The organism is Bradyrhizobium sp. USDA3516 (assembly GCF_057651995.1).
Genome location: NZ_JBYGYN010000001.1, coordinates 139,360 through 162,892, shown reverse-complemented (window position 1 = coordinate 162,892; position 23,533 = coordinate 139,360). Strand labels below are relative to the sequence as shown.

The following is a 23,533-nucleotide window of genomic DNA, read 5'->3' as shown; positions in this document are numbered from 1 at the left end:
TTCAAATCAAAACCGCCCGGTTGGGCCGGGCGGTTTCAATTCCATTTGTCCCTCTACTCGCCGCCGCCGAAACGGCGTGACCACCAGCCGGCACGACGCGGGGCGGCCGGGGTTTCGCTCGCCGCCTCCGGCGCGGGCTCAGGTGCCGGCGCGGGTGCCGCGACCGGCTCTGCCGCCTGCGCCGCCGGCGTTGCGGGCTCCGCCTGGCTGTTCGCCAGGAAGCTCACCTTTTCGCGCACGGTGGAGCGGCGCCGCGCGGCCCTGTCGCCGGCTGGCTCTTCGTCCGGCGTTGCGGTCGTCGCGGCGGGGGCGGGCTCCGGCTGGGCCGGCGCCTCGGTCCGGATTTCGGCGTGCGGCTCGGGCTCCGCAACTTGCGGCTCGTCGGCCGGCTCGGCCTGCACGATCGAAGGCGAAGCCTGGCTGCCGAGGCCGTCGAAATCGGCCACTGCGTCGGCAGCTTCCGGCGGCGGGTTGGTGCCGAGTTCGTCGCTGATGGAGCCGGCAAGACCTTCCTCGCCGCCACCGCGACGGCGGCGACCGCCGCGGCGACCACGCCGGCGCCGGCGATCACCGCTGCCCTGCTGTTCGCCACGGGCGGCCTGTTCCTCGCCTTCCTCACCGTCCTGCTCGGACTCGGTCTCCTCCTCGCTTTCGCCGGCGATCATCGCGGGCTCAGGCAAGGTCGGCGCCGTATCCTCGCGCAACTCACCTTCGCGCTGGCTACCGCGACCGCGCCGCCGACGACGGCGCTTGCGGCGCTGGCCGTCCTGCTCCGAGGCTGCCTCGCCGCCAGCCTGCTCGTCGGCAAGGCCTTCGGTCTCGTCGGTTTCGACTTCGGATTCGGTCTCCAGGTCGAAGCCGTCCTCGTCGTCATAGGCTTCTTCGGCCAGTGGCGGCGGGCTCGCAGCGGCTTGCGCAACGAGCAGCGCCTTGGCGGCTTCGAGCGTATGCACCTGCTCGCCGCGGTCGATGACATAGGCCTGCGGGCCGCTGACGCTCGCGTCGGCGATCACCGACAGCGTGACCTTGAAGCCGTTCTCGAGATCGCGCAGATGGCCGCGCTTGTGGTTCAGCACATAGAGCGCGACGTCGGTGCGGGTGCGGACGACGAGATTGTGGGTCGCGCCCTTCATCAGAATCTCTTCGAGGCCGCGCAGGAGCTGCAGCGCCACCGAAGACACCGAGCGGACGTGACCGGTGCCGCCGCAATGCGGACACGGATCGGTCGAAGATTCCAGCACGCTGGCGCGGATGCGCTGGCGCGACATCTCGAGCAGGCCGAAATGCGAGATGCGGCCGACCTGGATGCGCGCGCGATCCTGCCTGAGGCAGTCGGACAGCTTGCGCTCCACCGCGCGGTTGTTGCGCTTCTCGTCCATGTCGATGAAATCGATGACGATCAGGCCGGCGAGGTCGCGTAAGCGGAGCTGGCGGGCGACCTCTTCGGCCGCTTCCATGTTGGTCTTGAGCGCGGTGTCCTCGATGTGGTGCTCGCGCGTCGATCGTCCCGAGTTGACGTCGATCGAGACCAGCGCCTCGGTCTGGTTGATCACGATGTAGCCGCCGGAGCGCAACTGGACGGTCGGCGAGAACATCGCATCGAGCTGGCTCTCGACGCCCATGCGCGAGAACAGCGGCTGGCCGTCGCGATATTGCTTCACCGCGCCGACATTGGCGGGCATCAGCATCTTCATGAAGTCGCGGGCCTCGCGGTGGCCGGCTTCGCCGGCAACCAGTATCTCGTCGATCTCCTTGTTGTAGAGGTCGCGCAGCGAGCGCTTGATCAGCGACCCTTCCTCGTAGACGAGGGTCGGGGCTTGCGATTTCAGCGTGAGGTCGCGCACCGTCTCCCACATCCGGATCAGATATTCGAAGTCGCGCTTGATCTCGGGCTTGGTGCGGGCGGCGCCCGCGGTGCGCAGGATGATGCCCATGCCCTCGGGCACGTCGAGGTCCTGCACCACTTCCTTCAAACGGGAACGATCCTGCGCGCTGGTGATCTTGCGGCTGATGCCGCCGCCGCGTGCGGTGTTCGGCATCAAGACGGCGTAGCGGCCGGCGAGCGAGAGATAGGTCGTCAGCGCCGCGCCCTTGTTGCCGCGCTCTTCCTTGACGACCTGCACCAGCATCACCTGGCGACGCTTGATGACTTCCTGGATCTTGTACTGGCGACGCGGACGGAAGGTGCGTTCCGGCACTTCCTCCAGCACGTCGTCGCCGCCGACGGATTCGACGACTTCCTCTTCGGCATCCTCGCCGTCCTCGTCCTCGTCGTCCTCGTCGGCTGCTTCCACGGCGTCTGCATGTGGGGCTTCAGTGCTTTCGCCGGCGCCGTAGACGGCATCGGCCGGCTCGGCGGCCGAAGTCACGACTTCCGCCACAGGCTCGGCCTGCGCTTCAGCGGCATGAGCCTCTGGAGTGGAAGTCTCGAAGCTTGGAGCCGGCTGGGGCTCGGCAATTGTCGCGACCGCGGGCTCGGCGCCGACCGCTGCAACAGGCGCGGGCGTCTCGTCGGCGTGGTCATGATCATGATGATCGCGCTCGTCCTCGCGGCCGCGGGCATCATCGTGAGCGTGATGATGCTCGTCATCGCGGGCATGACGATGTTCGTCATGATCATGGTCGCCATGATCGTGATCGTGGCCCTCGTGCTCGCCGTGATGCTCCGTATCGGCGTGCAGATGCTCGCCCTCGTGCAAGGCACCCTCGGCATGCTCCGGCAGTGCGGCGCCTTCGACCGGCTGGGCGGCGGGATCGGCGCCAGCTTCGAGACCTTCGACGATGTCGCTGCGCACGCGCTCGCCGTGACCGCGGCGGCGGGCGTTGCGGTGCCGCGAGCGGCGACGGCCGTGCGAGCGGTTCTCGCTCTCTTCCTCGGCCTCGCGATGGGCCTGTTCCTCGGCCTCGATCAGCGCCTGCCGGTCTGCGACCGGGATCTGGTAATAGTCGGGATGGATTTCGCTGAAGGCGAGAAAGCCGTGGCGATTGCCGCCATATTCGACGAAGGCGGCCTGGAGCGAGGGTTCGACCCTTGTGACCTTGGCGAGGTAGATATTCCCGCGCAGTTGCTTGCGTTGCGCGGTCTCGAAATCAAACTCTTCGACGCGATTGCCGCGGACCACGACGACCCGGGTCTCCTCCGGGTGGGTGGCATCGATCAACATCTTGTTGGGCATGTCTTAACTCTTGGCGGCGGCGGACGCGATAAGCCGTGGGCGCGTATCGCGCCGGCGGGTGACGCGACGGTCCACCTGATTCGGGGGTGAGGGGAAGGCCGAAACGCCGTCTCTCGCGCCTCGCCGAATCGGAAGCTTCAGGACCATTGCGACGCGCGGGATTGTCACTCCGCAGCGTGGCGAATGCTCCTTCAGATTTCGTCGGCACAGTCTGGCGCATCAAGCGTCGGCCCGTATGAAACACTGGGCGGCGAGGCCGCCCTTCAATCAGTTGCTGCTGGCCAGGCACGGCGCGAGCGCGCTCGCCTTGGGGATCACGAACCGCCCCCTTGGGATCAAGGGACCGGGTTAATGGGTTACGCCGCTGTCAGAACAGTCCCGGCAACATGAGTGGTAGCCCGAGACCGTCCGCCGCCGGGGGCTTGACCCGCTCCACCTCGCTGCCGCGCACCGCGCTGGTCATAGAGGGAAGCGGAAAACGCTGGAATTCTCAAACCTTGAGAGTTCCGGCGCTGCACCGGGAGGCTGAATGCGACACAACCGGAAATATCGGCCGTCAGCATTCCGTACATACGAGGAATGAGCCATCCGTGCAAGGGAGCGTCGCACGGCGGTCACAGTCGCCGAGTTTCGCGTTTCCGTCATTAAGGATCGATTAACCCTGTGGTTCTATTGCGTTAAGAGAGCTGCTCGGAGGCACGGAATCGGTGGCGAGCCGCACAAATCGACGGATTTTGCTGGGAGGCGTGTTGCTGTGCATCGCGGCATTGCCATGTGCTGATTCCTCGCGCCTCATCGCTGCGGAAAGCCGGCTGCAACCTACTGCCGTCGCAGCTAGTTTTCCGGTCGCCTCGGCCGCCCGCCTGGCCGGCGACGGCAAGCAGACCCGCTTCATCCTCGACCTCGACCAGACCGTCACCTTCCGCGCCGTCACGCTGGCCGACCCCTACCGCGTGGTGGTGGACGTGCCGCAGGTCAGTTTTCAGCTGCCCGCCGGGACCGGAAGCGGGGGGCGGGGGCTGGTCAAGGCCTTCCGCTACGGGCTGGTCATGCCCGGCGGCTCGCGAATCGTGTTCGACCTGACCGGGCCGGCGAAGATCGCCAAATCCTACGTGCTGGAGGCGGCCAACGGCCAACCGGCCCGGCTCGTCCTCGAACTGGAGGAGGTCGACCGCACCGCCTTTGTGTCCTCGCTCGCCCCCGAAAACCGTCCCGAGCTGCGGCCCGCGATCGCGGAAGCGCCGCCTGCCACGGTTTCCAACGCGCCGGCCCCGAATGCCGCGCAGCAGAAGCCCGATGGTCGTCCGGTGGTGGTGATCGACCCAGGCCATGGCGGCATCGACAACGGGACGCAGTCGAGCGGCGAGAGCGAGAAGAACCTGGTGCTGGCTTTTGGCCTGGCGCTCCGCGATAAGCTCGAGAAAGCCGGCAAGTACCGCGTGGTGATGACGCGGGACGACGACACCTTCGTTCCGCTCAATGACCGCACCAGGATCGCCCGCAATCTCAAGGCGGCCTTGTTCGTCTCGATCCACGCCGATGCGCTGCCGCGGGCGGAGGGCGATGCGCAGGGCGCGACCATCTATACGCTCTCCGACAAGGCCTCCGACGCCGAGGCCCAGCGGCTGGCCGATGCGGAGAACCGGGCGGATGCGATCGCCGGCTTCAACCTCGCGGAGGAGCCGACCGACGTCGCCGACATCCTGATCGACCTCACACAGCGCGAAACCCGCACCTTTTCAAACCGTTTCGCCCGCCATTTGATGAGCGAAATGAAGCAGACGGTGCGGATGCACAAGCATCCCCTGAAGTCCGCCGGCTTCCGCGTCCTGAAGGCGCCCGACGTGCCTTCGGTGTTAGTCGAGATCGGCTACGTCTCCAACAAGGGAGATCTCGAGCATCTGGTCTCCGAGGGCTGGCGGTCCCGCGCCGTCGGCTCCATGGCCCAGGCGATCGACGCATTTTTGACCAAGCGGATGGCCACGGCCGGCACCCCGAACTGAACCTGTTTGTTCCTCCCGGCCCAAAGGCCCTAGTTTGGCCACAGCGGACGCTTTATAGAAATCCGTATGGGGTTCCGGAATCGGCGAGAATCCTGTTCGGCAAGCGTCTCAAGTCCGGCCTCGATGTGATTGCGTAAGCCGGTGAATTCGCGACGTGAGGTTGGCGCCGTTTTCGAGGTGCCAGTTTTTGGGTCCACTGGGGCTGATACTGGGCTGATCCAGAGTTTGAACGGATAAACAGATAATGCGCTTGCTGGTGCGGTTCATGGGCTTCCTGTTCGCCGCGGGAACAGTGGTGTTCCTTGTCGGTGTCGGGGCCGTGGCAGGCCTGATCTGGCATTTCTCCAAGGACTTGCCGGACTACTCTCAGCTTCAGGATTACGAGCCGCCGGTGATGACGCGTGTGCACGCGGTCGACGGTTCGCTGGTCGGCGAATACGCCAAGGAGCGGCGGCTGTATCTGCCGATCCAGGCGGTGCCGAAGCTCGTGATCAACGCTTTCCTCGCGGCCGAGGACAAGAATTTCTACGAGCACGGCGGCATCGACTACACCGGCATGGCGCGCGCGGGCCTGCTCTATCTGCAGAACTACGGCTCCAACCGCCGTCCGCAGGGTGCGTCGACGATCACCCAGCAGGTCGCCAAGAATTTCCTGCTCACCAACGAGGTCTCCTTCGCCCGCAAGATCAAGGAAGCCTTGCTGGCAATGCGCATCGAGAAGACCTATTCGAAGGACAAGATCCTCGAGCTGTATCTCAACGAGATCTATCTCGGCCTCGGCGCCTACGGCATCGCGGCCGCCTCGCTGGTCTATTTCGACAAGTCGGTGAACGAGCTGACGGTGGCGGAAGCGTCCTATCTGGCGGCGCTGCCGAAGATGCCGGCGACGCTGCATCCGGTCCGCAACCGCGACCGCGCCGTCGAGCGCCGCAACTACGTGATCGACCGTCTCCTGGAAAACGGCTGGATCAAGCAGGCCGATGCCGACAAGTCGCGCAAGGAGCCGCTCGCCGTCACCAGCCGGTCCAACGGCGCCCACACCTTCGCCGGCGAATATTTCGCCGAGGAAGTCCGGCGCGACATTTTCGAGCGCTACGGCGAGAAGAAGCTCTATGAGGGCGGCCTGTCGGTTCGCACCACGCTCGATCCGAAGATCCAGGTCATGGCGCGCAAGGCCATGGTCGCCGGCCTCGTGAACTATGACGAGCAGCAGGGTTATCGCGGCGCCATCAGCAAGCTCGACATTTCCGGCGATTGGGGCGTGAAGCTGGCCGAGATCAAGTCGCTGTCCGACATCTCGCCGTGGCGCATGGCCGTCGTGCTGGAGACCAGCGACCAGTCGGCGCGGATCGGCTTCCAGCCGGGCCGCGAACTCGGCGGCGCCGTCAGCAAGCAGCGCGAGACCGGGATCGTCACGGTCGACGGCGTGCGCTGGGCGCGGGCCGTGCAGGGCGGTACCAAGGGCAAGACGCCGACCGCGGTGTCGCAGGTGCTCCAGCCGGGCGATGTGATCTATGCCGATCCGCTCTACAAGGACGGCCACCCGGTCGAGGGCCAGTACCGGCTCCGCCAGATTCCGGAAGTCTCCGGCGCCATGGTGGTGATGGATCCCTGGACCGGCCGCGTGCTCGCGATGGTCGGCGGCTTCTCGTTCGACCAGAGCCAGTTCAACCGCGCCACGCAGGCCTATCGGCAGCCGGGCTCGTCGTTCAAGCCGATCGTCTATTCGGCCGCGCTCGACAACGGCTATACGCCCTCGACCGTCGTGCTCGATGCGCCCATCGAGATCGACCAGGGCCAGGGCGCAGGCGTGTGGCGGCCGGAAAACTTCTCCTCCGGCAAATTCCAGGGACCGGTGACGCTGCGCAATGCGCTGCGGCAGTCGCTCAACACCGTGACGGTGCGCCTCGCGCAGGACATCGGCATGCCCCTGATCGGCGAATATTCCCGCCGTTTCGGCGTTTATGACGAGCTGCCGAACTATCTCTCCTACGCGCTCGGCGCAGGCGAGACAACGGCGATGCGCATGGTCACGGCGTACTCGATGCTCGCCAATGGCGGCCGCCGCGTGAAGCCGACGCTGATCGACCGCATCCAGGACCGTTACGGTCGCACCATCTTCAAGCACGACCAGCGCGAATGCCGCGGCTGCGACGCGCCGGGCGGCTGGAAGAACCAGCCCGAGCCGCAGCTGATCGACCGCCGCGAGCAGGTGCTGGATTCCATGACCGCCTATCAGATCACGGAGCTGATGGAGGGTGTGGTGCAGTCCGGTACGGCCACGGTGATCAAGGAGGTCGGCAAGCCCGTCGCCGGCAAGACCGGCACCACCAATGAGGCCAAGGACGCCTGGTTCGTCGGCTTCTCGCCGGATATCGCCGTCGCGGTCTACATGGGCTATGACAAGCCGCGCCCGCTCGGCAAGGGCAACGCCGCGACCGGCGGCCATCTCGCTGCTCCGATCGTGCGTGACTTCCTCAAGCTCGCGCTCGCTGACAAGCCCGCGGTTCCGTTCAAGGTGCCGGCCGGCATCAAGCTCGTCCGCGTCGTCGCCAAGACCGGCATGCGTGCCGGCCCCGGCGAGACCGGCGGAACCATCCTCGAAGCCTTCAAGCCCGGCACGGCGCCGCCGGACAATTATTCGGTCATCGGCGTTGCCGACGCCGACGGTCGCGGCATGCCGGTGCAGCAGCAGCAGCCGGATTCCGGCTTCCTCTTCCGGCCGGGCACCGGCGGGTTGTGGTAGGCCGCGGATAAGGCCGGCGATCACGGTTCGGGCGGTTGCGCTTTGCGGCCGCCGCCGCTACATCCCCTCTCGAACTGCACGCGGGATTCCGCAAGATAGAGAACAGCATGCGCGCCGAAATCGAACGGTTGGTAGAAGAGATCAAGCAGTCGGTCGGGCTGCTGAGGAGGCATCTTTGACGTCGAGAAATCGACGGCGCGCCTCGCTGAGCTGAACAAGCTCGCAGAAGACCCCAACCTCTGGAACGACCCCCAGAAAGCCCAGAAGCTGATGCAGGAGCGCACCTCGCTGGAGGATTCGCTCTCAGGCATCGGCAAGGTCGAGCAGGAGCTCGAAGACGACATCGGCATGATCGAGCTCGGGGAGGCCGAGGGCGATGACGGCGTCGTCGCCGAAGCCGAAGCTGCGCTGAAGAACCTCAAGAAGGAAGTGGCGCGGCGCGAGCTCGAGGCGCTGCTGTCGGGCGAAGCCGACCGCTTCGATTCCTATCTGGAAGTCCATGCCGGCGCCGGCGGCACCGAAAGCCAGGACTGGGCGCAGATGCTGCTGCGCATGTACACGCGCTGGGCCGAAACGCACGGCTTCAAGGTCGAGTACCTCGAAGAATCCGAGGGCGAAGAGGCCGGCATCAAGTCGGCGACCATCCAGGTCTCCGGCCACAACGCCTATGGCTGGCTGAAGACCGAAGCCGGTGTGCACCGCCTCGTGCGCATCTCGCCGTTCGATTCCAACGCGCGGCGGCACACCTCGTTCTCGAGCGTGCAGGTGTTCCCCGTCATCGACGACAGCATCAAGATCGACATCAAGGAATCCGACGTCCGCGTCGACACGATGCGTTCGGGCGGTGCCGGCGGCCAGCACGTCAACAAGACCGAATCCGCGGTGCGCCTGACGCATATCCCGACCGGCGTTGCCGTGGTCTGCCAGGCCGGCCGCTCCCAGCACAAGAACCGGGCGCAGGCCTGGGACATGCTGCGCGCGCGGCTTTACGAGATCGAGCTCAAGAAGCGCGAGGAGAAGGCCGCCGCCGACCAGGCCGCCAAGACCGACATCGGCTGGGGCCACCAGATCCGCTCCTACGTGCTGCAGCCCTACCAGATGGTGAAGGATCTGCGCACGGGCGTGCAGACCTCCGACACGTCCGGCGTGCTCAATGGCGAGCTCGACGAGTTCATGGCCGCGACGCTGGCGCAGCGCGCCTTCGGCACCACGACCGGCGACATCGAGGACGTGGACTAGCCATGCCCCGTGTCGCCTTCATCGGGCTGGGGCGGATGGGCCACGGCATGGCCGGCCGCTATCTCGATGCCGGCTTCACGGTGACAATCTGGAATCGCAGCAAGGCAAAGGCCGAGGACCTGATCGCGCGCGGCGCGATCTGGGCGACCTCGCCGGAAGATGCCGCGATCGATGCCGACGCCGTCGTGACCATGGTCGCCGACGACGAGGCCTCGCGCGCGGTCTGGCTCGGGCCAGACGGGGCAGCCAAGACGGCGAAATCAGGCACCATCGCGATCGAATGCTCTACCGTCTCCTATGACCATGCCTGCGAGATGGGCCGTGAGCTCAACGCGCGCGGACTGATCTATATCGACTGCCCCGTGACGGGATTGCCGGACGCGGCGGCGGCCGGGAAGCTGACGCTGCTGGTCGGCGCCGACGCGGCCGATCTCGAGCGCGCGCGGCCGTATCTGACGCCGATCGGCTCGACCATCCGCCATTTCGGCGCGGTCGGCTCCGGCACGGTCTACAAGCTCATCAACAATCTCATGGGCGCGATCCAGATCGCCGGCCTCGCCGAGGGCCTTGCGATTGCCGAGCAGGCCGGGCTCGACATGAACCTGGTGCTGGAATCGATCCAGGCAGGCGTCGCCGCGAGCCCGCAAGTTCAGCGTCACTCCAAGCGCATGGTCGCTCGCGATTTCACCGGCGCGACCTTCACCGCAGCGCTGCGGCACAAGGATGCCGCCTACGCCGTGATGCTCGCCGAAAGCCTGCTCGCGGGCAAGCCGCTGGTCGCACGCGCCGCGGTCGAAGCCTACGCACAGGCAAAGGCGGCGATGCCGGACGAAGATGAAGGCAGGATGATCGAACTGGTGTCGCGGCCGAAGAAGCCTGGCTAAAGCGCGATGAGGCGGCCAACTTGCCCCAAACGCCAAGTTGAGAGAACTCGTGATCTCGCTGTCATGGAACGCCTGCTTTTGCGAAACATAACGGGCGCGTCGCGAGTTGCGCACAGAGCGCTTATGAAACTGTGCGCATAATTTGGTCGCAAGCAGGATGTTGTTGCCGCGCGCCAGCTTCGGGGCGCGCGGCAACCCTCGGTATCAGGGCTTGAAGACGAAGCCCGGCTTAATTGCCACATCTGCAGGAATGGGCTGCAGATCGGAAAACAGGTCCGGGTGGGTATTCATCACGTTGAGGATGAATTTGGGCTCGATGTGCTTGTTCACGTCGAACACCGACTTGATGACGCCAAGCCGTTGCAGCGTATCCTGCGCCTTCCAAAGCGCGCGATAGTTGTGCGCGGAAATGCGGCGGTCCACCTGCTGGATGTTGTACTGCATCGCGGTCTCTGCCACGTCGAGCTTCAACCCCGGAATCCAGCGCGTACCGATGGATGCGGCCTGCTTGGGGTTCTTGCGCATCCACTGGTCGGCCTCCGATACCGCCGCCAAGAACTTCTCGATCGTCGGCCCGTTCTTCTCCACCCAAGGCCGCAGCGCGACATTGAATCCAAGATAGGAGATGACGTCACCCCCGCGAATGACCTCGACAGCACCCGGCACGTCCTTCATCGCGATCACCGGTGCCGGGTCCCAGCACACAAATGCATCCACGCCCTTGGCAAGCAGCGCCACGCTCATTTCCGGCGGCGGCGTGTTGATCAGCGTCACGTCGGTCACCGCGAGGCCAGCCTTTTCGAGCAAGCCAAGAATGTAGAGATGGTTGATCGTGCCGAATGAGGTCGCAATCTTCTTACCCTTGAGACTTTTCAAGTCGCCTTTGACGATTCCGGAATCGCCGTTGGCAATGAGGGCGAGCGTGGCATCGGATCCAAGCTTCGTGGCACTGCCGCTGAAGTTGCCGAAGAAAACCAGGTCCATGTTGCGCAGGATCGCGCCGATGGCCGGAACGCCAGCTTGCACCATGTCGGTTTCACCCGCCTGCAAGGCATTGAGCGCATCGACGCCGGTTGCGTAGGGGCGGGCGATGGTCACGTCGAGCCCGTACTTCTCGAAGAAGCCGCGCTCCAGCGCGATCGGCAGCGCCAGCATGTCCACCGCTGCCACCATGCCGACCTTGAGTTTTACGGGATCCTTGGCTTGCGCCATTGCAAGTGACGGCAGCAGCAACAAGGCGCAGAGCAGCATCGCAAGTCGTCGCATTTGGGTCATCCCCCTGGTTGGAGCGGCTCGATGCGCGTAACCCAGTAAGGCCGGGCGACGGTCGTCAAGTCCGCTCGTTTCACTCCTCGAACTTCAACGGATTTTTCTTGTGTTCCGGATACCCGGCCGTACGTCTGCATCAGCTGAACGTGGAAACGTTCAGGTTCGAACGGCAGCACGACGAGGATATTCACCTTTTCCGAGCCGCCGGCGAAGTTCGCGATCTTTCGCGGTGCGGCGATGGTCAGCCAAAGCTGCCAAGCCAGATAGCCAGCCGCCACCGCTATGAGGATATGCGCCTTTCGCGATCGAAGGGCATCTTTCAACATGGTTCACGCCGACCGCACGAGTTGGAGAACGCGTCCCGATAATTCCTTGAACCGCGCATCATCGTTCAGCGCGTCCCATGATCGCGGCCGTGGCAGGTCCACGGCAATGTCATCGAGCACACGTCCCTTCGACAGCGCGACCACCCGGTTGGCGAGAAACACGGCTTCTGCGACGTCATGCGTGATGAAGATGACCGTCGGCCGTTTCTCCTGCCAGATGCGCGTGAGTTCTTCCTGGAGGGTCATTCGGGTCTGGGCGTCGACGCTCGCAAACGGCTCATCCATCAGCAGCACGTCCGGCTCGTTCGCCAGCGCACGCACCACGCCGACACGCTGCTGCATGCCGCCCGACAATTCGGTGGGATAACGCCCGGCCGCCTCGGTCAGCTTGGCGAGCGCCAGATATTCATGCGCGATCTTCTCGCGCTCGACCTTGCCGACGCCGCGCATCTTCGGACCGAAGGCGACATTCTCGAGCACGGTTCGCCACGGGAACAGGGCAAAAGATTGGAACACCACACCGCGGTCGGGGCCGGGCCCCTTGACCGGACGGCCGCCAACCAGGATCTCGCCGCCCGTGTGCGGGATGAAGCCCGCGATCATGTTGAGGATCGTCGTCTTGCCGCAGCCCGAAGGACCAACGATGCAGACGAACTCCCCCTGTTCCACCTTCAATGACACGTCATGCACTGCGGTGACGTTGGTGCCGGCATAGGGATCGAAGTACGTCTTCGACAGATTGCGGATGGTCAGATCCTTCATCGCGTCACCAACCCCCACCGCTGTCCCGTAGCCCGCTCGATCGGTGCCAGTATCCAGCTATCGACGATGTACCAGAGAATTCCCAGGATGATCATGCCGAGCAGGATCTCGACGACAGACCCGGAGCGGCGCGCGTCGAACATGAGAAATCCGATGCCGCTGGTGCCGACGATGATTTCGGTCGCGATCAAAGCTCGCCAGCCATAGCCGAGCCCGTTGCGCAGCCCGGTCACGATGTTGGGCAGCGCTCCCGGCAACACCACTTCCCACAACATGCGAATGCGCGAGGCACCAAGACTCTGAGCCGCGCGGTGCAGGGTGATGGGGATCGAGCGCACGCCCAGCACCGTGTTGAAAACCACCGGGAAGATGACCGTGTAGACGATGACGACGGTAATGGTCGTGAGGCCATAGCCGAACCAGATGACCAGGATCGGCAGCCATGCAATATCGCCAATGGCCTGAAAAAACAGTATGAGCGGCCACAGCGCCGTGCGGGCGCGCTGGCTAAGGCCCACCAGGATTCCGAGAGGAATGCCAAGGGCGATGCCCCAGAACGCACCGACGGCCAAGCGCACGATGCTGTCCTGCAGGTACTCCGGCAGGATCCCCATATAAACGAGCGATCCGAACGAGCGCACGACCTCCGCTGGTCCCGGCAGGAACACGCGGGGAAATATCTGCAGCTCTGTGACGATCCACCAGGCCGCGATCACCGGAATGAAAGGCGCGATGGAGAGGATTGACGGCCAGCGTGCGGTCAGGCGCACGCAGTAGCTCCAAAGCTTGAGAAGGAACTGCTTCATGCGCGCTGCACCATGCCCCAGCGTTCGATCGTGGCGCGCTCGATTGGTGCCAGGACCAGCCGGTCCAGGAGCAGCCAAAGCACGCCGATTACAATCATGCCAAGCACGATCACCTCAGTCCGATAGAAATCGCGGGCCACAAACAGCATGTAACCAAGGCCGACGTTGGTGGCGATCATCTCGGCTGCGATCAGCCCACGCCAGGCAAAGCCCAAGCCGGTGCGTATGCCAGTGACGATGTTCGGAAGCGCGCCCGGCAGAAGCACTTCAGTTAACATCGCCCATCGCCCCGCACCGAGCGATGCGGCCGCATTGCGGACGTGAATGGGAATGGTCGATACGCCGAGCAGGGTATTATACGTCACGATGAAAAACACGGCATTGAAGATGACAAAGGTGATGGCGCCGAAGCCGTAGCCAAACCAAAGCGTCGCAATCGGGATCCAGGCGATGCCAGCCAGCACCGAGAAAAACCTGAACAAAGGTGTCAGGAAGCTGGAGACGATAGGACTGACGCCCATCGCGATGCCCAAGGGAATGGCGATCAAGAGCGCGAGCACTGTGCCGACGGCGACGCGTAGCAGGCTCGCACCGATGTGCTGAACGAGGGTGCCATCTTGAATTCCCTCAATCCCGGCCTGGACCACAGAGGAGAGATGAGGAAACAGCCGAGGATTGACGCCGAAATACGGGATGAAAATGGCCCATAGTACGATAAGCACCACAAAGGGAGCGCAGAACCAAATTGCGGATGAGAGCCTGTGCAGCATCACGCTTTCCTCAGGCTGCGGGTGCCGCTCGGCCGCGCGGTTCGCCGGACGGCACCGGCATTCTTTCTGGCCAGCATGGAGTGGGTGTAACCAAGGACTTGCTCCATGGCTTCACGAGCCCTTGTTGCATCACCTTCTTCGATCGCGCGGGCCGTGGCAGCGTGGTTGGCGAGATTGTCCTCGAACCAGCCAGCGGTGCTGTCGACGGCAACGACGAATACAGCGCTCAGAATCGTGTCGATCGCGCCGCGAAAGCCCTGCAGCACCGGATTGTGCGTGGCATCAAGAATGGCGAGGTGAAACGCCTTGTCTGCGGCCGTTGCGGAAGCCTGATCATTCGATGCTTCCATCGCCGCCAGCGCCGCATTGATGCGTTGCCGGTCCTGCTTGGTGGCGCGCGTCGCAGCCAGCGCGGCAGCAGCGGGCTCGATGATTGAGCGCACTTCCTGAATGGCCAACAGCAATTCGCGGTCGGGTTTATCCTGACCGACCAGCCAGTTCAGGACGTCGCGGTCGAGCAGGCTCCAATCGCGACGCGGCAACACGTTGGTGCCGTGGCGCGGCCGTACGCGGACCAGCCCTTTCCCTGAAAGCATTTTGATTGCTTCGCGGATGACGCCGCGGCCGACACCGAAACGGGCTTCGAGTTCGTTCTCGGGCGGCAATACTGCGCCAGCAGGGATGATCTCCTGGGCGATCTCACGGCCGAGTGTCGTTAGAACCGCGTGGATGCGGCCTGGCTTCAAACGCTTCTCGGCGGATTTGATGCGCTTGGCGCTCAACGACTGTTCACTCCCGGCCGCGGGCTCTGAGGCCAGCTGGCATATTGGAGCCATACACTGATTTCATTGCCGTCGCAATCATCCGATGTTAAATATCCGATGAATAAGCCGTTTCGGCAGCGCAGCAAATGCGTCTTCGATTGGGAGGAGATAACCGTGTCGACCATTGGCTATCTGACGACGACGATATTTGATTTCGGCGCTATCAAGAGCTTGCCGGCTGAGTTGGAAGCTCTTGGAATTCGTCGGCCGCTGCTCGTCACGGACGCCGGCGTACAGGCTGCCGGCATAGCAGCGCAGGTGCTGACCCAGCTCGATCCGACAACCGTTTCGGTATTCGCCGGCACTCCCCCGAATCCGACGGAGGAAGCCGTGCTCGAAGGCGTTGTCGCCTACCGCGACGGCGGTTGCGACGGCGTCATTGCACTCGGCGGCGGTTCTCCCATCGACCTTGCCAAGGGCGTAGCTTTGGCCGCAACCCATGAAGGACCATTGGAGCATTACGCGGCAATCCGTGGCGGCGTCGGCAAGATCACTGCGGGGGTCGCACCTGTGATCGCTATCCCGACCACTGCAGGAACCGGTAGCGAGGTCGGCCGCGGTGCCTTGATCAATCTGGCCAACGGGTCAAAGCTGGCGTTGATCAGTCCCTATTTAATACCGAAAAGGGCGATCTGCGATCCTGAGCTCACGCTGGGACTGCCGCCGTTGTTGACGGCGGCGACCGGCATTGATGCGCTGACGCATTGCATCGAAACGTTCCTGTCACCATTGGTCAACCCGCCGGCGGAAGCGATCGCGCTCGACGGTGCAAAGCGGGCATGGCACTTCATCCAGCGCGCCGTGACAAACGGCGCGGACCGCGAGGCGCGTTGGGAGATGATGATGGCGGCACTCGAAGGCGGGCTGACGTTTCAGAAAGGGCTCGGCGCAGTGCACTCGCTTTCTCACGCCGCCGGCGCATTGCGCTCGCCGACCCTGCATCACGGTATGCTGAACGGCGTGTTCCTGCCGCACATCCTGCGCTTCAGCGCGCAAAGCGTGGGGAACAAATACGAGAAGCTTAGCGACATATTTCGCATCTCGCGTGGAACCGACCTTGCCGAGGCGGTGTCCGATCTCGTTCAATCGTTAAAGTTACCAGTGACGCTCGGTCAAATGGGCTTTGAGGCTCGGCATATCCCTCAAACGGTCGTCCGAGCACTAGCTGACCACTCCAATGCGACCGCTCCGCGAAAAGCGTCTGCACAAGAGTTTGAGAACTTGCTGCGTGCCGCCCTCTGACAAAGCTTGGTTCTTTGGCGCACAGATCTTCGTCTATCCCTTAAAAAGTTCGATCAACTCCGCCCGTCACTCTCGAATGTCGAGGTCAGCTATGGCCCCTTCGCCGTCCAGCTGGGGCGTACCTCGCCATGTCCGCTATTGAAAACTGAGCGGACGAAGCGCCGCATTCGCGCGGGCAGATCGGGTCATGGGTTCAAGTCCTGGTCAGCCAGCATCGCTTGGGACAATTGGATCACCCCATTCATTGCCGGCATCAGCTTCGTAACCCGGCTTTGCATCGGAAATCGGGTGGCGCTGTTCGCCCCGTCGCCCTAGGTCAGCGGGCTCGGCCAAGGGATGTAAGACCCCATGCTCCCAAGCGACCAAAGGATCGACGCGCGCGACTGGTCGCTGCTCGCTGTGCTCTCGATCCTCTGGGGCGGCTCGTTTTTCTTCAACGGCGCGGCCTTGCGAGAATTGCCGCCGCTGACGCTGGTGTTTCTGCGTGTTGTGCTTGGCGCAGCCATGCTGCTGCCGCTGCTGCGCGCACATGGCATCGGCTTTCCCAAGAGCTGGGCGGCCTGGGCGCCGTTCATCGCGATGGGGCTGCTCAACAACGTCATTCCGTTTTCGCTGATCGCGATCGGCCAGACTTTCATTCCGAGCGGGCTGGCCTCGATCCTGAACGCGACCACGCCGATGTTCGCGGTTGTCGTGATGTTTGCAGCAGGCGAGGAGGCCTTGCAGATGCGCCGGCTGGCCGGGGTCGCGTTGGGGCTTGCCGGCGTGATCGTTCTGCGCGGATGGGGCTTCGAGACGAGGGCGGGGCAGGGGCTCGGCATCCTGCTCTGCCTCGGCGGCGCGTTGAGCTACGGCTTTGCCGCTCTGGCGGCGCGCCGATTGCTGAAGGACGCAGCGCCGCTCGGGGCGGCGGCGTTTCAGTTGATGGCATCGACGGTGATGATGGCGGTCGTCGCCGGCGGCATGGAGCAGCCGTGGCTCTTGCCGATGCCGAGCCTTGCGACCTGGCTTGCCGTGCTTGGCCTCGCCGCCCTTTCGACCGCGCTCGCCTACATCGTCTTCTTTCAGATCGTGCGGCGCTCGGGCGCGAGCAATGTGATGCTCGTGACTCTGCTCATTCCCGTCACCGCCATCCTGCTGGGATGGCTGGTGCTGGGTGAGCCGATCTCCGGCCGCGAGATCGCCGGCGCAATCGTCATCGGCAGCGCATTGCTGGTGATTGACGGGCGTGCATTCGGCTTGCTGCGTCGGGGCGCGTAAGCCTTAGCCCGCGCTGAGCCGCACGCCGGCGCGCAGGAATTTTTGCGGATCGACCGCTTCGCCTTCGATGCGGGTCTCATAGTGCAGATGCGGACCGGTAGAGCGGCCGGTCGAGCCGACGAGGCCGATGACCTGGCCGATCTTCACGACTTCGCCGACCCTGACGTTGATCTCGGAGAGATGGCCGTAGCGGGTCGAAAGCCCATTGCCGTGGTCGACCTCGACCATGCGGCCGTAGCCGCCGGACCAGCCGGCGGAAACCACCTTGCCGTAAGCGGTGACGCGGACGGGGTCACCGCTGGCGGCGCGGAAATCGAGGCCGGTGTGCATCGCGGGCCGACCGAGGAAAGGGTCGCTGCGCACGCCGAAGCCGGACGTGAACTCGACCTCGCCGATGACGGGCTTGCGGTAGGGCACCAGCGCCAGCGTGCGGTTGAGACGGTCCATCTCGGCGCGCGTGGTGTGGATGCGGTGGAGCTGCTTCTCGAACGGTCCGGCATTCGCCGTCAGCTTGACGGGGACGAACGGTCCGCCCATCGCACTGCGCGGCACGGCGGCTTCGAGATGGGAAAGGTTCAGGCCGAGATCGCTGACCACGCTGCGCATCCGGCGCATGCGCGAATCCATGCTTTCCTCGACCGCGCTGAGCGCCGCCATCTGGCGCCGCTCGACCTGATCAAGCGAAGTCGTGAGCCGGACCAGCACGTTGTCGAAGCCCTGGTTCTTGGCGAACTGGCTGGTCGGCGCTGCCGCGACGCTCGGCGCGCGCGATTCGAGGCGCGCTTCGCGATCCGGAGGCGCCACGAAGATTACCGTGTCGCTGATCGGCGACGGTTTTGGCGTGGTGGGGCTTGCATCGCTCCGCTGCGGGGCGGCGCGGGGAATTGAGCCGGTCACGTCGGGCATGGCGCCGAGCGCCGTGGCCCTGGATTCCAGCGCCGTCTGGCGCTTCATGATCTGGTCAAGCTTCTGGTCGAACTGTTCCTGGTCGAGCAATTGACGGCTGGTGGTGCGATCGACCTTGGCGCGCAGCTCGGCGATGCGATCCTCATAGGCGTATTGCATCTCGGCCTGGCGGGCGATCAGCCGGGTCAGGACGTCGTCACGGAAAGCGAAATAGGTGGCTGTGGCGGCCGACCACAGCCCGAGCAGCACCACGGTGCCGACCACGATCCAGAACACCACGGGTCCGAAGCGGACCTGCTTACCGGCATGGACGATGGTGTAGGCATCGTCGGTGGCGGGGAGGGGAATCGCGGTCACCGCCGCCGGGGCACCCAGAGGGCGCCGGAAGGCCCGTCCGTGGTCGTGAGGATGATGTTGGGGGTACTGCGAGTATTGGGCAGAACTTTTCGACATCGGCACTCCCGCGCCGGTCGGATGGGTTCCTTGCGGCTCAATTGCCGCAGCAATCTGGGCCGCTCATGGTTAATTTTCCGCAAATGGGAACGCGCGAATTTAAAGGATTGGTTAAAGGCTCCTTGCCGCCTCCAGCACCTCCTCAGCATGGCCATCGACCCGGACATTGCGCCAGATCCGCGCCACCTTACCGTCGGCCCCGACCAGGATCGTGGTGCGAAGAATGCCCAGGAAGCTCTTGCCATACATGGACTTTTCGCCCCAGGCGCCATAGGCTTCCAGCATCTCATGCGTCTCGTCCGAGATGAGGGGAACGCCGAGCTTGTGCTTGTCCCGGAACTTCTCCTGAGCCTTTAACGGATCGGCGGAGATGCCGACCACGGCGGTGCCGGCGGCAGCGAAGGCGCCCGCCAGGCGCGTGAAGTCGATCGCCTCGCGCGTGCAGCCGGGCGTGTCGGCGCGGGGGTAGAAGAACAGGACGAGCTTTCGGCCGGCATAGTCGGCGAGCGTAACCACGTCGCCGCCATCGCGCGGCAGGCAGAAAGCCGGGGCCTTTTGGCCCTCGGCCAAGCCGGACTTCAAGCCGGACTTCAAGCCGGACTTTGCCGCAGCTGGCGCGGAGACGGATTTGGAGGATTTTAACTGTTTCGATGCCGCCTCATGTGATCCTGCTTTTGCTATGGTCGCGGTTGATTTGCGTGCCGGTGTCCGCTGCGTTTTCGCGGACCTTGATTGAGTCGATGCCCGCGTTTTTGCGGACTTCTTTTCAGCGGTCGGACTGCCGGAGGGCGTTTTGGACGATTTCTTTCGGGATTTCTTGGACATACGCCTTCCTTTCGACGCTTTCGGCAGGTCAACCGAAGCGGTATTGCAGCTCTTGTCCGGCGAGCCGGAATCGTGCCCTCAGCTGGGCAAGTCTGGCGACGCCGGAGTATGGTTACAAGGAATTCCACGCACCACCCCACTGCTCGTTGAACGCGCTCCCGGGGCGAAATGACGAACAGCAGGAATATTCGAGGTATGGCGGCAGTGCCGGCGCAGGGAGTTTCCCTTCCCGCGAACGGCTGCGGTCCCGGCGGCGCTCAATCCTATGATGGGCGCCTGTATCGAGAGGCAATGGCAAGGAATACGTCGCCCCAGGACCACAACCGGGATTTTGATCGGCGCGGCGGCCAATTTGAGCCGCAGGAATGGGACGACGCCGACTGGGATCCGGATCAGGAAGCGGCTGCGCGCAATCGCGCACGCCGGTTGCTGGCGCGTTCCGGTTCGGGCTTCCTTCGCTTCGGTGGCGGCCTAGGCGCGCTGCGCCGCTGGGCGGGTGGGGGTCGGTGGCTGAAGCGCATGGCCGTCGCCGTCGCCACTGTCATCGTCATTTTCGTCGGCTGTTTCGGTGCGCTGTGGTGGCGGCTCGGCGCCGGTCCCATCAATCTGGACATCGCAACGCCGTGGCTCGCAGCCGCGATCGAGGACAATATCGGCCACGGCAATACGGTCGAGGTCGGCGGCACCCAGATCGAGCGTGCCGGGCGGATCCGCATCGCTGTTCGCATCCGAGACATCATCGTTCGCGACCGCGATCACGCCGTCGTCGCCAGCGCGCCGAAGGCCGAGGTGAGGCTGTCGGGTGCAGCCCTCCTGATGGGGCACCTGCGTGCCGAGAGCCTCAACCTGGTCGATGCCGAGCTCGCCATCCGCATTGCGCCTGACGGCACCGTCACCGTGTCCGCCGGCGACACCGCAAAGCCGCTGGCGACCGGTGTCGCGTCCAAGAAGGACGCGGGCCTGCCGCCGACATTCCCGCGCAGCGGTGTCCCGCCGCCGCCCTTCGCGACCGCGCCGGCGAGCCCGGACGCCTCGCAGACCGCGCCGCAGGCGACCGCGCAGAGCGGTATCCTGCAAGGCCTCGACTGGCTCGACAGCCTGAGCATGACCGGCCTCGACGGTCAGAACCTCAACGAGATCGGTCTGAAGAACGGCGTCCTGATCGTCGACGATCAGCAGCGCGGCAGCAAATGGTCGTTCGAGAACATTACGCTCAGCCTGCGCCGCCCGAGCCGCGGCGGCGTCGCGCTCAGCCTCGGCGAGCAGGGCGCGCGCCCGTGGCTGCTGCGCGCCACGATCGGCCCGGCCGAGAACGGCGTGCGCTCGGTCGACATCAAGGCCGACAAGGTTTCGACCTCCAACATCCTGCTGGCGCTGCGGGTGAAGGACCTCACCTACACCGCCGACCTGCCGCTGACGGGCGAGCTCAAGGGCGAGCTCGGCCGCGACGGCGTGCCGACCTTCTTCCGCGGCAAGATCGCGGTCGGCGCCGGCAACATCATCGACACCGACACGCCCGACTACCCGATGGCAATCGACTCGGCCGAGATCAATGTCGAGTGGGATGCGAACCGGCGGGTGCTGGTTGCGCCGTTCAAGATTCTCTCGGGCGCGAACCGCCTGACGCTGCTGGCCCATGTCGAGCCGCCCAACGGCAACATCAACGACTGGCAGCTCGGCTTCAGCGGCGGCTCGATCCTGCTCGGCGGCATCGACAACGAGCCGCCGCTCGTCTTCAACCGCATTGCAATCGGCTTCCGCTTCGACACCGACCACAAGCGCATTCTGCTGACACAGGCCGACGTCTCCAACGGCGAGATCGGCGTCGCCGGCACCGGCGCCCTCGACTATTCGGGCGAGCCGCGGCTCACCCTCGGCTTTGCGGGCACGCCGATGTCGGCCTCCGCCTTGAAGCGGATGTGGCCGCCGCTGATCGTCCCGGAATTGCGTCAATGGGTGATCGAGCGGATCGAGCGCGGCACGCTCCAGCGCATCGAGATCGGCGTCAACTCGCCGACCAGGAACCTGCCGCGCAAGGGCCCGCCCATTCCGGACGACGGCCTCTCGGTCAACATCGTGGCGAGCGGCGTTGCGGTCCGGCCCGTGGACGGCATGCCGGTGGTGCGCGATGCCGATCTGAAGGCGCGCGTGACCGGACGGACCGCGACCGTCAACATCGGGCAGGGCATTGCCGATACGCCCGCGGGCCGCAAGGTCACGATCTCCGATTTCGTGTTCGAGGTGCCGGACATGGCGCCGAAGCCGTCGCCGTCGCGGAGCCGATTCCGTGTCGAGGGCCCGGTGCCCGCGGCCGCTGAAATGCTCGCGAATGATCGGCTGAGCGACCTTTCGGCGACCGTCGTCGATCCCAACACCAGCAAGGGAACGTTCTCGGCCAACATCCAGCTCGGCATGCCGGTCAAGGGCGAGCTGACCAAGTCCGACACCACCTACGCCGTCACCGCCGACCTCAACGGTTTTGCCGCCGACAAGCTGGTGATGAACCAGAAACTGGAAGCCAACAACCTCAAGATATCGGCCAACAACCAGGGCTATCAGGTCAAAGGCGACGTCAAGATCAACGGCCAGGCGGCCTCGCTCGATTATCGCAAGCCAGCCGAGGGCGACGCGGACGTCAGGCTGCAGGCGATTCTGGACGATGCCAGCCGCTCACGGCTCGGTTTCGATCTCAGCCCCGCCGTCAGCGGATCGTTGCCGATCAAGCTGTCGGGCAAGATCGCGAGCGGCGCGGATCAGACGACGAAGCTCGGCGTCGAGGCCGATTTGACCGCGGTCAGGCTCGACAACATCCTGCCCGGCTGGGTCAAGCTGCCGGGCAAGTCCGGCAAGGCCAGCTTCAAGGTGGTGCCGACGGCGCAATCGACGCGTTTCGAGGACATCGTCATCGAAGGTGGCGGCGCCTCGATCAAGGGCTCGCTCGAGCTCGACGCGAACGGCGATCTCATGAACGCGAACTTCCCGACCTACGCGCCGTCCGACGGCGACAAGGCCTCGCTCAGAGTGGAGCGCAGCCAGGACGGTGTGGTGCGCGGCACGATGCGTGGCGACGTGTTCGACGGCCGCGGCTTCCTGAAGTCGGCGATCTCAGGCAATTCCAAGGACGACAAGAACAAGCTGAAGAACGTCGATTTCGACATCGACGTCAAGCTCGGTGCCGTCGCCGGCTTCAACGGCGAGGCCATGCGCAGTCTCGATGCCAAGATGTCGAAGCGCAACGGTGCCATCAAGGCGTTGACGCTGAGCGGCAAGATCGGCCGCGACACGCCTGTCGCGGCAGATCTGCGCGGTGGCCGCGCCCAGGGCAGCCGCGAGGTGATCTACCTGCAGACCAACGATGCCGGCGCGCTCCTGCGCTTCACCGACACCTATACCAAGGCGGTCGGCGGCCAGATGGTGGTGGCGATGGAGCCGCCGTCTTCCGAGCCGAACGCCGCGCGCGAAGGCCTCATCAACGTGCGAGACTTCACGGTGAAGGGCGAGGCGCAGCTCGAACGCGTTGCCGCCGGCGCGCCGAACGGGACCGGGAATGGCGTCTCCTTCAGCGCACTTCGCGCCGAGTTCACGCGGCAGAACGGTGCGCTCACGGTCCGTGACGGCGTGGTCAAGGGCCCGATGATCGGCGCCACCATCGAGGGCTCGATCGACTATCCCGGCAACCAGGTCTGCATGAGCGGCACCTTCGTGCCGATGTACGGCGTCAACAACATCTTCGGCCAGATCCCGCTATTCGGTATTTTCCTCGGTGGCGGCAACAATGAGGGTCTGATCGGCGTGACCTACGAGGTCGTCGGCACGCCGGCTGCGCCCGTGATGCGCGTCAATCCGATCTCGGCGATGGCGCCGGGCCTGTTCCGCAAGATCTTCGAGTTCAACACCGGCAAACAGAACTCGCCGTTCGATGAATTCCCATCGCATTCGAGCGACGGCTCGACCGGATCGACGCGCCAGCTGTCGAGCGGTTGCACCCTCGCGCGGCGGTAGGGGCGGGCCTTCTTCTCACGAAGAGTAGCAGACGATCGTC

Annotated in this window: 17 protein-coding genes; 8 read left to right on the top strand and 9 right to left on the bottom strand. The window is 64.6% G+C overall.

The window, feature by feature from the left end:
* Positions 1–53: 53 nt before the first annotated feature.
* Entirely contained in the window at positions 54–2,294 is a 2,241-nt protein-coding gene (locus AC24YW_RS00905; protein ID WP_487480934.1) for an Rne/Rng family ribonuclease, read from the bottom strand.
* 9 nt (positions 2,295–2,303) lie between these two features.
* On the opposite strand from AC24YW_RS00905, the gene AC24YW_RS00900 reads away from it, so the two are divergent.
* The 5 genes from AC24YW_RS00900 (at position 2,304) to AC24YW_RS00880 (ending at position 10,048) form a co-directional block, all read left to right on the top strand.
* A complete protein-coding gene (locus AC24YW_RS00900; RefSeq protein ID WP_487480933.1) occupies positions 2,304–3,266 on the top strand; it encodes a hypothetical protein in 963 nt (320 codons plus the stop codon).
* A 617-nt stretch (positions 3,267–3,883) separates the two neighbouring features.
* Positions 3,884–5,179, top strand: coding sequence for an N-acetylmuramoyl-L-alanine amidase (locus tag AC24YW_RS00895; protein WP_487480932.1), 1,296 nt, complete (start codon positions 3,884–3,886; stop codon positions 5,177–5,179).
* Between the two features lie 244 nt (positions 5,180–5,423).
* Positions 5,424–7,925, top strand: coding sequence for a penicillin-binding protein 1A (locus AC24YW_RS00890; RefSeq protein WP_487480931.1), 2,502 nt, complete (start codon positions 5,424–5,426; stop codon positions 7,923–7,925).
* 107 nt (positions 7,926–8,032) lie between these two features.
* Positions 8,033–9,164 (top strand): peptide chain release factor 2 gene (gene prfB / locus AC24YW_RS00885; protein WP_487480930.1). Its coding sequence is split into 2 segments (ribosomal slippage): positions 8,033–8,101 and positions 8,103–9,164, totalling 1,131 coding nucleotides; the frame shifts between segments, so codons are not numbered across the junction.
* Between the two features lie 2 nt (positions 9,165–9,166).
* On the top strand, positions 9,167–10,048 hold the full coding sequence (locus tag AC24YW_RS00880) for an NAD(P)-dependent oxidoreductase (RefSeq protein WP_487480929.1): 882 nt from the start codon (positions 9,167–9,169) through the stop codon (positions 10,046–10,048).
* 204 nt (positions 10,049–10,252) lie between these two features.
* On the opposite strand, the gene AC24YW_RS00875 is transcribed toward AC24YW_RS00880, so the two are convergent.
* From AC24YW_RS00875 to AC24YW_RS00850, 6 genes are read right to left on the bottom strand one after another with little or no spacing between them, the layout of a single operon-like run.
* Positions 10,253–11,314 (bottom strand): ABC transporter substrate-binding protein, encoded by a 1,062-nt coding sequence (locus AC24YW_RS00875; RefSeq protein ID WP_487480928.1) that lies wholly within the window; start codon positions 11,312–11,314, stop codon positions 10,253–10,255.
* Between the two features lie 5 nt (positions 11,315–11,319).
* Positions 11,320–11,643 (bottom strand): hypothetical protein, encoded by a 324-nt coding sequence (locus AC24YW_RS00870; protein WP_487480927.1) that lies wholly within the window; start codon positions 11,641–11,643, stop codon positions 11,320–11,322.
* 3 nt (positions 11,644–11,646) lie between these two features.
* Positions 11,647–12,405: an ABC transporter ATP-binding protein gene (locus AC24YW_RS00865; RefSeq protein WP_487480926.1), complete on the bottom strand. Its 759-nt coding sequence runs from the start codon at positions 12,403–12,405 to the stop codon at positions 11,647–11,649.
* A complete protein-coding gene (locus AC24YW_RS00860) occupies positions 12,402–13,211 on the bottom strand; it encodes an ABC transporter permease (protein WP_487480925.1) in 810 nt (269 codons plus the stop codon). Before AC24YW_RS00860 ends, AC24YW_RS00865 begins: the two co-directional genes overlap by 4 nt.
* Positions 13,208–13,981, bottom strand: coding sequence for an ABC transporter permease (locus AC24YW_RS00855; protein ID WP_487480924.1), 774 nt, complete (start codon positions 13,979–13,981; stop codon positions 13,208–13,210). Before AC24YW_RS00855 ends, AC24YW_RS00860 begins: the two co-directional genes overlap by 4 nt.
* On the bottom strand, positions 13,981–14,763 hold the full coding sequence (locus AC24YW_RS00850; protein WP_487480923.1) for a FadR/GntR family transcriptional regulator: 783 nt from the start codon (positions 14,761–14,763) through the stop codon (positions 13,981–13,983). Before AC24YW_RS00850 ends, AC24YW_RS00855 begins: the two co-directional genes overlap by 1 nt.
* A gap of 156 nt (positions 14,764–14,919) precedes the next feature.
* On the opposite strand from AC24YW_RS00850, the gene AC24YW_RS00845 reads away from it, so the two are divergent.
* Both AC24YW_RS00845 and AC24YW_RS00840 read left to right on the top strand, forming a co-directional pair.
* A complete protein-coding gene (locus AC24YW_RS00845; RefSeq protein WP_487480922.1) occupies positions 14,920–16,047 on the top strand; it encodes an iron-containing alcohol dehydrogenase in 1,128 nt (375 codons plus the stop codon).
* Positions 16,048–16,395: 348 nt separating this feature from the next.
* On the top strand, positions 16,396–17,307 hold the full coding sequence (locus tag AC24YW_RS00840) for a DMT family transporter (protein WP_487480921.1): 912 nt from the start codon (positions 16,396–16,398) through the stop codon (positions 17,305–17,307).
* A 3-nt stretch (positions 17,308–17,310) separates the two neighbouring features.
* On the opposite strand, the gene AC24YW_RS00835 is transcribed toward AC24YW_RS00840, so the two are convergent.
* Together AC24YW_RS00835 and AC24YW_RS00830 are read right to left on the bottom strand one after the other, a co-directional pair.
* Entirely contained in the window at positions 17,311–18,666 is a 1,356-nt protein-coding gene (locus AC24YW_RS00835) for a M23 family metallopeptidase (RefSeq protein ID WP_487480920.1), read from the bottom strand.
* 111 nt (positions 18,667–18,777) lie between these two features.
* Positions 18,778–19,491, bottom strand: a complete 714-nt coding sequence (locus AC24YW_RS00830) for a peroxiredoxin (protein ID WP_487480919.1) — start codon at positions 19,489–19,491, stop codon at positions 18,778–18,780.
* A gap of 195 nt (positions 19,492–19,686) precedes the next feature.
* On the opposite strand from AC24YW_RS00830, the gene AC24YW_RS00825 reads away from it, so the two are divergent.
* Positions 19,687–23,493, top strand: a complete 3,807-nt coding sequence (locus tag AC24YW_RS00825) for a YhdP family protein (RefSeq protein ID WP_487480918.1) — start codon at positions 19,687–19,689, stop codon at positions 23,491–23,493.
* Positions 23,494–23,533 lie beyond the last annotated feature (40 nt).